We start from the raw sequence: 12,298 nt of genomic DNA on the forward strand, positions 1-12,298 counted from the left end.
TAGAATATTAAAAGAAGAACAGAAATGGAGTGTCATAATGGCGAAGAAAAAATTATTATTAGTCGATGGAAATAGTATTGCATTTAGAGGATTCTATGCGCTCTATCAATCATTGGAACGTTTCAAAAATAACAATGGCTTACATACAAACGCATTATATGCGGTGAATAATATGCTAGAAAATATTTTAACAAAAGAAGACCCAACACACGTATTAGTAGCATTTGATGCGGGGAAAACGACTTTTAGACACGCATTTTACGACGATTATAAAGCTGGACGAGCTAAAACACCGAGTGAATTTAAAGAACAAATGCCTTATTTAAGAGACTTAATTGAAGGTCTTGGGATGAAGCATTTTGAATTAGATAATTACGAAGCAGATGATATCATTGGAACACTTGCGACAAAATATGGCTCACAAGACGTAGATGTGGTTGTTTTATCTGGTGATAAAGATTTAACCCAATTAGCAAGTGAGTATACGACGGTTGATGTTACAGTAAAAGGTGTCAGTGAAATTGAAAGCTACACACCAGAACATATTATGGAAAAATATGGCTTAACTCCACCACAAATTGTTGACATGAAAGGTTTAGCTGGAGATCAGTCGGATAATATTCCAGGTGTGACTAAAATCGGTGAAAAAACCGCGATTAAGTTATTAAAAGAATACGGCACAGTTGAAGGCGTATATGAACATGTTGATGAGATGAAGAAAAGTAAGATGAAAGAAAATCTTATCAATGAAAAAGACATTGCCTTTTTAAGTAAACAATTAGCCACTATCGACACCAATGTACCACTTGATATGACACTAGATGATTTAGCTTATAACGGAAAAAATTTAGAAAAATTGATACCATTTTATAAAGAAATGGATTTTAATTCCTTTTTAGCAAAACTTGATACAAGCAATGTAGAAAGTGATTTAGTAGAGAAAGTTGCCATTAATTACGAAGTGATTTCTGAATTAACTGAAGACATGTTTGAATCAGATATGTCTTTATATGTTGAGATGTTGGGTGAAAACTATCATACCTCACCAATTGTGGGAATTGCGTTTGGTAACAAAGAAAAAGTACATGTGTCAGATGATAGTGAGTTATTGTCCTATCCATTGATGATTCAGTGGTTGGAAGACAATGAAAAAACTAAAAAAGTATTCGATGCAAAACGACAATATGTGGCATTAAATCGTTATGGCATTAAGCTCAATGATATCAAGTTTGATATGCTATTAGCAGCGTACTTAGCTGATTCGACAAATAACAGTGAAGACTTGGCTCAAATCGCTCATTTCTATGATTATTATGATGTCGATCGTGATGAAGTTATCTACGGAAAAGGAGCAAAAAAAGGTTTACCAGAATCTTCTGAGGTGTTTTATGAGCATTTAGCAAGAAAAGTGGTGGCGATTGACTCACTTTACGAGACAATCATGACCGATTTAGACGACAAAAATCAATCTGATTTATTTTATGATATTGAACTACCAATTGCACTTATTTTAGCTGGTATGGAGATTGAGGGCATTACGGTAAATGCGAGTCGTTTACAAGAAATGAAAGGTGAATTTGCTGAGCGACTTAGCGAAATTGAACAAACAATCTATAACTTAGCTGGCGAAGAATTTAATATCAATTCACCAAAACAATTAGGTGTGATTTTGTTTGAAAAAATGGGACTGCCTGTTATTAAAAAAACAAAAACAGGTTATTCAACCGCTGTTGATGTGTTAGAAAAATTACAAGGTGAGTCACCTATTATAGATAGTATTTTATCTTATCGTCAATTAGCAAAAATCCAGTCAACATATGTGGAAGGTTTACTGAAAGTTATTTTTGAAGACAATAAAATCCATACTAGATACATCCAAACATTAACACAAACTGGGCGGTTAAGTTCTGTGGACCCTAACTTACAAAATATTCCAATCCGATTAGAAGAAGGCCGTAAAATTCGTCAAGCCTTTGTTCCACGAAAAACAGGTTGGAAATTATTTGCATCTGATTATTCTCAAATTGAATTACGTGTGTTAGCAGCGATTTCAGATGATGAGCATTTAAAAGAAGCATTTATCGAAGGGATGGATATCCATTCTAGTACAGCCATGCGTGTATTTGGTATTGAAAAAGCAAAAGACGTCGATAGTAATATGAGACGTCAAGCAAAAGCCGTAAACTTTGGGATTGTGTATGGTATTAGTGACTATGGTTTATCACAAAATTTAGGCATTACACGAAAAGAAGCTCAAGAGTTTATTGATAGATATTTTGCCATGTATCCAGGGGTTAAAAAATACATGGAAGACATTGTTCGTGAGGCAAAAGACAAAGGGTACGTTGAAACGTTGTATCATCGCCGTCGTTACTTACCTGATATCAATGCTAGAAACTTTAATTTGCGTTCATTTGCTGAAAGAACGGCGATTAATACACCAATTCAAGGAAGTGCTGCTGATATCTTGAAGATTGCGATGATTAAGATTAACAAACGTCTTAAAGAAGAAAACATGCAAGCCACCATGCTGTTACAAGTACACGATGAGTTAGTATTTGAAGCACCAGAAGAAGAAATTCCAGCTTTACAAAAATTAGTTGAAGACACAATGAACCATGCTGTTGAATTATCTGTGCCACTAAGAGCAGATAGTAGTTATGGCGACACATGGTATGATGCAAAATAACTTAAAGGGGTAGAACCAATGCCTGAATTACCAGAAGTTGAGACGGTCAGAAAAGGCCTTGTCCAACTTGTTAAAGATAAAGAAATAAACAATGTGATTGTTGACTGGGGAAAAATTGTCGAGTCTCCTGAAGTAGATGATTTTATTCATACACTGGTTGGTCAAAAAATATTAGACGTTGACCGACGAGGAAAATTTCTAATATTTAAACTAAGTCAAAATGATATGATTAGCCATTTGAGAATGGAAGGAAAGTTTGAATATCATAATCAAACAGACGACATTCAAAAACACACGCATGTCCGTTTTCAATTTACTGATGGGACAGAGTTGCGCTATTTAGATGTCAGAAAATTTGGTCGTTTATCACTTGAGCCAAAAGGTCTTGGTGAAGAGTATAAAGGAATTAAAAAACTTGGACCTGAGCCAGTGGTACCAGATTTTGATTTAGAAGTATTTAGAAAGCAACTAAAGAAAAAACATCGTGCAATTAAGCCTTTGTTACTCGATCAAACGCTTGTGACAGGGTTAGGAAATATTTATGTAGACGAAGCATTGTATCAGTCATGTATTCACCCAGAACAAGTCGCTTCGCAATTAACCAAAACAGAAGTTGATACGCTACATGCAGCGATTATCGACGTACTTGCTACAGCTGTTGAAGCTGGTGGTACGACGATTCGAACATATAAAAATGCCTTAGGAGATGCTGGACATTTCCAAGTGTATTTATCGGCATACGGCAAGCAAGGGGAACCTTGTAAGCGATGTGGTCACTCAATCGAAAAAATAAAAGTTGCCCAACGAGGTACGCATTTTTGTCCAGTTTGTCAAGTCACTCACGATTAGGAGGATGAGCATGACGTATTTATTAGGCTTAACAGGAGGCATTGCTTCCGGAAAATCAACCGTTACGCAAATGTTTAGATCAAAAAATATTCCAGTTATTGACGCAGATATTGTTGCAAGAGAAGTCGTTAAACCAGGAAAACCAGGATTAGAAAAGATTGTGTCACACTTTGGTAAAGATGTGTTGTTAGAAGACGGCACGTTAGATCGAAAAAAATTAGGAACGATTATTTTTAATGATGATGCCAAACGAGCATTACTCAATCATATTTTGTCTGATGAGATTCGTACGCGTATTTTGGAAATGATTGAACTTTGTAAAAAATCTGATCCGTCACTCATCGTGCTTGATATTCCCCTTTTATATGAAGGTGGTTATGACGAAATGGTGGATGATGTTATGGTTTGCTATGTACCAAGAGACATTCAGTTAAAACGTTTGATGACACGTGATCATCTCAAAGAAAATGATGCAATTAAGCGAGTTGACAGCCAAATGAGCCTAGAAGAAAAAAAATCACGGGCTGATGTGGTGATTGATAATAGTGGACGAATAGATGAAACGCTGAAACAAGTACAAACTTGGTTTGATACATTTATAAAAGAAAAATCACCTGAATAATCTTTTCAGGTGATTTCTTTTTTATTTTGTTGCGTTGTTTTTTCGTTTATATAAACCAAACGTTAAAACAAAACTGATTAGCATAATGATTGATGCAATACCAATTGTTTTGACTACACTATTAGTAAAGTTGTTGTCTAATTTTTTAACGATATCATTTTGGATATCTTTTGTTAAGTGCAACTCTTCTGGATTAGATTGTTTTAATACTCTAATAGAAGAACCGGCACTACCAATAACACTTGATTCAAGTGATTTTTGGACTTGTGTTGGTAATCCAACATTATCTAAAGTATGTGGGATATCATGTTGTAATTGTAAGCCAAAAATTGTTCCGATAATTGCAATCCCTAAAGCAGAACCGATTTGACGAACAGTAGATTGGATACTTGATCCTTGACCAGATTGAGCAGGTGGCACGTCTTTTAAGACAATAGAGGTTAATTGGGCAGAAGCAAAACCTAACCCAATACCATAAACCACTAACCAGACAATAATCCAAGTTAAGCCATTATTTGGGTCAACTGTTTTAAAGAATCCAAAAAACCCAAGTGTTTCAAGGAATAAACCAAGTGAGACAACAAATGATGCGGACGTTTTCTCAACGATAAATGACGCCATCCCACCAGCTAAAAAGGCTCCAAGCCCCATCATCGCTAAAATTGCTCCTGATTTAATTGGACTTAATGTTAAGATGTTTTGTAAGAATAAAGGCAATAGGAATAATAAGCCGGATTCACCAATTGCCACAATCCCAGCAATCGTATTTCCCAATGAAAAACTTTTAAATCTGAATAAAGATAAATCAAGTAAATGAGATTTTTTATTTTTAATCAAATGAGCTTCCCAAACTAAGAATAATGCAAAGAAAAGAGCTCCTACAACAAGTAATGTTGGGATAATGGATAAGTTAAAGAGTGTTGGGTGATCGCCTTTTACATGCCACCAACCATAATTACGGCCTTCAATAATACCAAATACCAATAAAATTAAGCCGATAGTTGATAAAATAAATCCAATAAAGTCAAACCCACTTGTCATTTTTTCGCCATAAGTTTCTGGTAAATATTTTAATGACGCTAAAATAATAAATAACCCAATTGGTAAATTAATCCAGAAAATCCAATGCCATGTCATGTAAGTGGTGAAATAACCACCAAGTAATGGCCCAATTGCTGCCATACCAGAAATCACAGAACCCCATACGGCAAAAGCGACAATCCGATCTTTACCGAAAAAGAGCGAATTAACAGCGGATAATGTGGTTGGAAGAACTGTTGCTCCACCTAAACCTTGTATTGAACGGGCTGCTAACATAAAGGTGATATCTTTAGAGAAACTTGCCATAATAGATCCTACTAAAAAGATGGCAATCCCTATAATCAACATTTTTTTTCGTCCGAAATTATCGGCGATGCGTCCCATTGTAATCAAAAGGGAAGAAAAAATTAAAGAATAAAGCGTGATAATCCACTCAGCATCGGTAAAGGATAATTTTAAATCTTTCATAATAACTGGAATAGATACATTGACGATTGTTCCGTCAATAACCACTAATGAAACAGATAAGGCTAAAATCGCTAATGCCCACCATTTGTGTTTCACTGTTTTTGGTTGTACTGCTGTTGTGTCTGTCACTTAAAACACCTCACTTAAATTTTTATTACGACTGTATCTTACACCTAAAGTGACAATCTGTCACACGATACGCGAGAAAATCAAACTTTTTTTACATGTGACTTAAAAATTGCTTTTTTTTTAATAAAAAAATTCATGAATAGTCATAAAATATCTGGAAAAGGGTCGGGAAAGGGTGATGAATACTTGAGTTAGGAGTTTCTACAAAATTCTTTATCTATACCAATAGTAGTATTACATGTTATAATAGTCCTACTATTTAGTCTATCAAGACGTCTTTAAAGAAGAGGTGAAAAGAAATGCAATGTCCAAGATGTCACTATAGTGGATCGCGAGTGGTAGATAGTCGTCCAGCAGATGATAATCGTGCTATTAGACGTAGGAGAGAATGTGAAGATTGTGGCTTTCGTTTTACAACGTTTGAACGCATCGAAGTATCACCATTGCTTGTAGTAAAGAAGAATGGTGCAAGAGAAGAGTTTAATCGTGAGAAAATATTAAGAGGCTTAGTCCGTTCGGCGGAAAAACGTCCAGTGTCAATGGATCAAATGGAGCAAGTTGTTGAGAAAGTTGAAAATAGGATTCGAAGTATCGGGGAAAACGAAGTCTCAACGAATTTGATTGGTGAATATGTGATGGAAGAATTAGTCAACCTTGATGAGATAGCTTATATTAGGTTTGCCAGTGTCTACCGTCAGTTTAAAGATATGAGTGTGTTTTTGAAAGAGTTACAAGAAATTATTGATAAAGAGCAAGTAGATTAATAGATAGAGAAAGTGATGTGAGAATAGGTGACTAAAACACAGCCCCATTTAAAGCCTAAAGATACATTTGAGGTACATTACTGTAGCTTGTTAAATGGAGAAGATACACGTGTTTTAAACCTACTGTATCAACCAATTGTTGGTGGTAATGCGTTAGTGTTGTATCATAATTTAATCATTAACAAAGACAGTTTTAAAAAACCAACCAGGCATTTTATTTTACAAGATATGATGAATAACGGGCTTCAAGAATTGTATCAAGCAAGAACTAGACTTGAGGCAATTGGGTTATTAAAAACATATGTCCGAAAAAAAGATGAGGGGTATCATTATATCTACTCACTTGAAAATATATTATCGCCACAAGTTTTTTTATCTGATGAGACACTATGTTTGTTGTTATTAGATAGAGTAGGTGAAGAGCGATTTAATTACCTAGTTGAATTATTTAAACCGGAAAAACTTGAGTTATCTGAATATACAGATGTAACGAGTAGTTATGTTGATGTATTTCATATTGCATCAGAACGTTTGGTACAAGCCAACGAACTCTTATCAGATACCACGCAACAAATGAAAGAAGCACCTGTTGGTAAAAAACCTGAAATAGAGCCAAAAACATTTGATTGGGATTTTTTCTTTGATAGTTTGGCAGGATTAAATATCGATGAATCATTCTTAGTTAATGAGTTTAAACCAATTATTTTAACGGTTCATGGGTTATATGGCATTAATGAACTTGATATGATTCATCATGTGAAGTATTGTTTGGACTATGTGACTAATCAAGTTGATGTCAAAGAGTTTAAGAGACGTATCTATAAGACGTACCATCAAGCTAAAAAGCCAACTGGACAAAATACGGTACAAGCTCAACCAACGACATATAGTGACGAACAACTTAGCCGACATAAAAACGATTTGAAACATCAAGGATTCACTCAACAAGAGATTGATGTTATCGTCTCTTGTGAGAAGATTCCCCCACTTGTTTTTTTGAAATCAATTAAAGATCAGAAAAACGGGTTTGTCTCACAGAATGAACGGTGGACGATAGAAAACTTGAAGAAACAGTCAAACTTACCTGTTGAGGTTATTAACATGTTGATACACTATTGTTTAGTTGTTTTAGATAATTCGTCTTTAAACCAAAATATGGTAAATACTATAGCCAATGACTGGTCACAGAATAAGATTACAACGGCATCTGCAGCACTCATTCAAGTCAAGAACTTTAAAAAAGAGTCTGAAAATAAAAAAGTGAAGAAAACGTATAATCGAAACTACACAAAACAACCTGCTAGAAAAGAAACCTTACCAGAATGGGCAAGTAGTGCTACTGTGAGAAAAGAAACACCTTTAGCAGGAGATGAGTTGAAGCAACTAGAGGCGCAACTCAAACAATTTAATCAAGGTGGTGGATCATCGTGAAACACATAAACCAGCATTTAAATCGAACGGTGAATAATCAAAATATTAACGAGCGATTAATTCAACTGATGGAAGTTGTGCAAAAAGATAAAGATGTACAAGAATTTATCGCATCAAATAGAGAGTATTTATCTGACGAAGATATTTTAAAAAGCTCAGCAAAACTTTATGAATATGTAAAAGAAAAAGAAAAATTTTTAGCCAATGATGCTTCTATGATTGCACCTGGCTATGAACCGAAATTGTTTTTAAATCATCACTTTATTGATGTAACGTATGTACCGACAGAAGAATTGATTCGCAAAAAAGAATACGAAACAGTTCGTAATAGGGTAAATGCCATTTCCATGCCTAAAGACATTAAAGAGGCTTCCTTGGATTCGTTCAATATTACCTCTGAACGAAAAGAAGCATTAAGTGCGTCTATTACATTTATGAATGATTATCTAGACAATCCGAAAGAATTTCATCAAGGGTTATATTTGTATGGAACGTTTGGCGTCGGAAAAACGTATTTATTAGGTGCGATTGCAAATAGTTTAGCAATCAAAGGCGTGAAGAGCACAATTTTACATTTCCCAACGTTTTGTGTGGAAATGAAACAATCAATCAAAGATGACAGTGTGGCTTCTAAGCTAGATAGTGTAAAAAAAACACCTATCTTAATGTTAGATGATATTGGAGCAGATTCAATGAGTACATGGATAAGAGACGATATACTGGGTGTTATCTTACAGTACCGTATGCAAGAAAAATTACCAACGTTTTTCTCATCTAATCTAGACATGAAACAACTCGAAGAAGAGCATCTACGCTTCTCACAAAAAGGAGACGATGAGCCGCTTAAAGCTAAGAGGATTATGGAACGAATCAAGTACCTCTCAAAACAAATCACAATGATTGGTGAGAACCGTCGTTTAGATAACGAGTTTTAACGTCAGTCTGTTATCAAAAACTGATTGACAAAGGAATTACAGACTAGTATAATTATTTTTGTTGCTTAAGGAGTGATAGAATGAAGTGGGCATTATCAGAACTAAATAAGTTTCGTGGAAGTCAAGTTGATTTTGAAGAAACGATTGATTTAAACGCCTCTTTAAAACAAAGAGAACCATCTATTATTGATATTTCTCCGATTAAAGTAAATGGGTTTTTAAAAGTTGATGAGTTAGGTTATTACGCTCATATGACGGTTGAAACCATTCTTACTGTACCATCATCTCGTTCACTTGAACCTGTTGAGTTGCCACTAGACCTCATCATTGATGAAGAGTATATGACACCAAGACAGTATGATGCATTGAAAGATGTACCAGAAGATGATAAAAACTTGATAATTGTATTGGAAAAAGACTTGATTGATTTAACAGAAGCAATTGAAGATTTTATCCTACTAAATTTACCATTACAAGTTTTAACAGAAGAAGAAAAGCAATCAACAGAATTACCAAAAGGAGACTTTTGGCAAGTTGTTTCAGAAGATGATATCATCGAAGAGTTAGAAACTGAAACACAATCAACCATTGATCCTCGTCTTGCTAAATTATCTGACTTTTTCAAGGAAGATGAGCAGTAGGATTGGAATATATGTGACTTGTCACGTATTTAAGTTAGTAGGGAGGTGTATCTAAATGGCAGTACCAAAAAGAAAAACGTCAAAAGCTCGTAAAAATAGACGTCGTACTCATTACAAATTGTCTGCACCAGGTTTAACAGCTTGTAGCAACTGTGGTGAAATGAGAAAATCTCATCATGTGTGCCCTTCATGTGGTCATTATGATGGAAAAGACGTTATGACTAAAGAAGCATAATTTACATTTTTAATAGAAAATGTAAAACCGTTAGACTAACCATGGAGTCTAACGGTTTTTTGTTTTTCTTAAACCAAAATTAACTTTGCTTTCTGTCCCTGATTTAATTCGTTTGATGTTATCTTTGTGACGTACAATAATAAATAACGTAATCGCCACAGCAAGTGTGGTTAATAACCAGTTTTGTTCTGCTAAAATAAATGGTGCATAAATTGGTAATAATATAGTAGAAATCGTAATAATAATGGCACTAATCATACTAGATAAACTCACAGTACTCGTTAAAAATAAGAATAGAACAAACAGACTAGCTGAATAGATAAAAAATGTTGGTGAATAGGCTAATAACATCCCAGCACTTGTCGCGACAGCTTTGCCACCTTTGAAATGGCCAAATATTGGGAACGTATGTCCAAGAATAGCTGCAACACCAAACCACAATGGGTCAATTGATAAACCAAACCACATTGGTAAACAAGTTGCCACCGTTCCTTTAAGTATATCCATAAATAAAACGGCTGTTCCGGCACGTTTTCCCAGTACACGGAAAGTATTAGTCGTTCCAGTGTTACCACTACCAAACTCTCTAATATCTTTATGATAAAACATCTTGCCAATCCAAACTCCTGATTGTATCGAGCCTAACAAGTAGGCTAATATAAATAACGAAATAGTTTTCACGTTGTATCCTCCTTAAAGTCAGTCATTATTTTACCATGAAATATACGAGTGAACAATTGAGAGAGGCACTTTAAAGGAAGTAAATAGCAAATTTTGTTATAATTGACGTATAAAATAGGGAGGTCATTATTATGGCATATAAAGATTTAGGCGACAAAAAAGTAAAAGAGATTTTAACTAATGCAAAGACTATCGCAGTTGTTGGTCTAAGTGATAATCCTGAAAAAACAAGTTACCGCGTAGCAGAAGTGATGCAACATGCTGGATATAAGATTATTCCAGTTAATCCAATGAAAGAGGGGAAAACAATTTTAGGTGAAAAAGTCTATCCTTCTATTGAATCAGTTGATCAACCAATTGATATTGTTGATGTCTTTAGACCAAGTTCAGCTTTAGTAGATGTCGCAAAAGATTTTTTAACATCAGATGCACCCGTTTTTTGGGCACAATTAGGGATCGAAAATGATGAAGCAGCTGACCTTTTATATGATAATGGTATAACAGATGTTATCATGAATCGGTGTATTAAAATCGAATTGCAAAAGTAATCAACAAGTGCAAAATTGCACTTGTTTTTTTAATCTTCCTTTAACCGTAAATTTAGTGTAAAAAACAGGTAAAACATTCGTTTTTAAGACGAATTTTAATAAATGTAATTGCTTTTATATTGTTAAATGCTATAATTTAAGAGTGTTCAAGTATATGAATACAGACGATTAAAAGGAGGAACAAGTGTTGTTTAAAAAAGTTTTGAAGTATACAGGTCTAGTTGCGTTGGTAGCAACATTAGGCGCATGTGGTAGCGATTCTGCTAAAGATAAAGGTAGCGAATCAAGTAAAGGTAAGGATGACAAAACAATTGAAACATTATCAGTTGGTTTTGTCCCATCAAGAGATCCAGAGGAAATTGTTTCAGCAACAGAACCTCTGAAAGAATTAATGCAAAAAGAGTTAAAAGAACAAGGATACGATGTTAAAAAAATCGATATCACTGTTGGAACTAACTTTGAAGCTGTTGGTGAGTCACTAGATTCAGGTACACTTGATATTGGTTTTATTCCAGGTGGTACATATGTATTATATGATGAAGGGGCAGAACCTATCTTAACTGCAACACGTGCTGGATTATCAATCGACTCAGACGAAGCAAAAGTTTGGAATGAAAACAAACCAACTGAGCCAACTGACAAACAAGTTGATTCTTACCGTGCATTAATGATTGCTGGACCATCTTCAAAAGGCCAAGCAGTTGCTGATAAAGTAAATAAAGGTGAAAAAGTATCATGGGATGATTTAAATAATCTTTCATGGAGTGTGATGAGTTCATCTTCTCCAGCTGGTTATATTTATCCAAGTCTATGGTTAAACGAAAACTACGACAAAAAAATCACTGATTTAAAAAATATCGTTCAATCAGATTCTTACGGTAGTGCCTTTGCTCGTTTAGCTTCAGGTCAAGTTGATGTGGTATTAACTTATGCTGATGCTCGTCGTGACAATGAAGAAAACTGGAAAAAAGAGTTTGGTCGCGATAAATCTATCTGGGATGAAACAAACGTTATTGGCGTAACACCAGCTATTTATAACGATACTATCTCAGTAAGTAAAAACTCAAAAACAATGACAGATGATTTGAAAAAAGCGTTACAAAAATCATTTATCAACATCGCTAAAACAGATGAAGGTAAAAAAGTTATTGGAATTTACAGCCACGAAGGTTATGTAGAAGCAAATCCAAAAGACTATGATAACGAACGCAAAGCACAAAAATTAGTGCAAGATGCTAAATAAATACAAGAAAAACGAAACGTCA

The 12,298-nt window shown here is 34.7% G+C and carries 12 protein-coding genes; 10 read left to right on the plus strand and 2 right to left on the minus strand.

Annotated features, from left to right (window positions below):
* Positions 1-37: 37 nt before the first annotated feature.
* Genes polA through coaE form a run of 3 tightly spaced genes read left to right on the plus strand, consistent with a single transcriptional unit; the run spans position 38 to position 4,160 of the window.
* Complete coding sequence (gene polA, locus BW731_RS11510) at positions 38-2,689, plus strand: DNA polymerase I (protein ID WP_079348316.1); 2,652 nt, start codon at positions 38-40, stop codon at positions 2,687-2,689.
* 18 nt (positions 2,690-2,707) lie between these two features.
* Positions 2,708-3,538, plus strand: coding sequence for a DNA-formamidopyrimidine glycosylase (gene mutM / locus BW731_RS11515; protein WP_079348318.1), 831 nt, complete (start codon positions 2,708-2,710; stop codon positions 3,536-3,538).
* A 10-nt stretch (positions 3,539-3,548) separates the two neighbouring features.
* Positions 3,549-4,160: a dephospho-CoA kinase gene (gene coaE, locus BW731_RS11520; protein WP_079348320.1), complete on the plus strand. Its 612-nt coding sequence runs from the start codon at positions 3,549-3,551 to the stop codon at positions 4,158-4,160.
* Between the two features lie 21 nt (positions 4,161-4,181).
* On the opposite strand, the gene BW731_RS11525 is transcribed toward coaE, so the two are convergent.
* The gene (locus BW731_RS11525; RefSeq protein WP_079348322.1) at positions 4,182-5,798 is read right to left on the minus strand and encodes an MFS transporter; all 1,617 of its coding nucleotides are present in this window, start codon (positions 5,796-5,798) and stop codon (positions 4,182-4,184) included.
* Positions 5,799-6,097: 299 nt separating this feature from the next.
* Here BW731_RS11525 and nrdR point away from each other — a divergent pair, with 299 nt between their 5' ends.
* From nrdR to rpmF, 5 genes are all read left to right on the plus strand, one after another.
* Positions 6,098-6,562 (plus strand): transcriptional regulator NrdR, encoded by a 465-nt coding sequence (nrdR, locus tag BW731_RS11530; protein WP_079348324.1) that lies wholly within the window; start codon positions 6,098-6,100, stop codon positions 6,560-6,562.
* Positions 6,563-6,589: 27 nt separating this feature from the next.
* Positions 6,590-7,993 carry a replication initiation and membrane attachment family protein gene (locus BW731_RS11535; RefSeq protein ID WP_079348326.1) on the plus strand — a complete coding sequence of 468 codons (1,404 nt, stop codon included), beginning with the start codon at positions 6,590-6,592 and terminating at the stop codon, positions 7,991-7,993.
* Complete coding sequence (gene dnaI, locus BW731_RS11540) at positions 7,990-8,928, plus strand: primosomal protein DnaI (RefSeq protein ID WP_079348328.1); 939 nt, start codon at positions 7,990-7,992, stop codon at positions 8,926-8,928. Before BW731_RS11535 ends, dnaI begins: the two co-directional genes overlap by 4 nt.
* Before the next feature lie 80 nt (positions 8,929-9,008).
* Complete coding sequence (locus BW731_RS11545) at positions 9,009-9,569, plus strand: YceD family protein (RefSeq protein WP_079348330.1); 561 nt, start codon at positions 9,009-9,011, stop codon at positions 9,567-9,569.
* Between the two features lie 55 nt (positions 9,570-9,624).
* Positions 9,625-9,804: a 50S ribosomal protein L32 gene (gene rpmF / locus BW731_RS11550; protein ID WP_071456833.1), complete on the plus strand. Its 180-nt coding sequence runs from the start codon at positions 9,625-9,627 to the stop codon at positions 9,802-9,804.
* Between the two features lie 48 nt (positions 9,805-9,852).
* Here the strand turns inward: rpmF and plsY are convergent, their stop codons facing one another.
* Entirely contained in the window at positions 9,853-10,485 is a 633-nt protein-coding gene (gene plsY, locus BW731_RS11555; protein WP_079348332.1) for a glycerol-3-phosphate 1-O-acyltransferase PlsY, read from the minus strand.
* 131 nt (positions 10,486-10,616) lie between these two features.
* Here plsY and BW731_RS11560 point away from each other — a divergent pair, with 131 nt between their 5' ends.
* Positions 10,617-11,033 (plus strand): CoA-binding protein, encoded by a 417-nt coding sequence (locus BW731_RS11560; protein ID WP_079348338.1) that lies wholly within the window; start codon positions 10,617-10,619, stop codon positions 11,031-11,033.
* Between the two features lie 187 nt (positions 11,034-11,220).
* Positions 11,221-12,276, plus strand: a complete 1,056-nt coding sequence (locus tag BW731_RS11565) for a phosphate/phosphite/phosphonate ABC transporter substrate-binding protein (RefSeq protein WP_071456836.1) — start codon at positions 11,221-11,223, stop codon at positions 12,274-12,276.
* The last annotated feature ends 22 nt before the right edge of the window (positions 12,277-12,298 follow it).

Source organism: Vagococcus martis, from assembly GCF_002026305.1.
Lineage (GTDB): Bacteria > Bacillota > Bacilli > Lactobacillales > Vagococcaceae > Vagococcus > Vagococcus martis.

Bases quoted from the DNA above. Each gene is read 5' to 3' on its own strand.
- polA (WP_079348316.1), top strand. From the start codon at position 38: ATGGCGAAGAAAAAATTATTATTAGTCGATGGAAATAGTATTGCATTT.
- mutM (WP_079348318.1), top strand. From the start codon at position 2,708: ATGCCTGAATTACCAGAAGTTGAGACGGTCAGAAAAGGCCTTGTCCAA.
- coaE (WP_079348320.1), top strand. From the start codon at position 3,549: ATGACGTATTTATTAGGCTTAACAGGAGGCATTGCTTCCGGAAAATCA.
- nrdR (WP_079348324.1), top strand. From the start codon at position 6,098: ATGCAATGTCCAAGATGTCACTATAGTGGATCGCGAGTGGTAGATAGT.
- BW731_RS11545 (WP_079348330.1), top strand. From the start codon at position 9,009: ATGAAGTGGGCATTATCAGAACTAAATAAGTTTCGTGGAAGTCAAGTT.
- rpmF (WP_071456833.1), top strand. From the start codon at position 9,625: ATGGCAGTACCAAAAAGAAAAACGTCAAAAGCTCGTAAAAATAGACGT.
- BW731_RS11560 (WP_079348338.1), top strand. From the start codon at position 10,617: ATGGCATATAAAGATTTAGGCGACAAAAAAGTAAAAGAGATTTTAACT.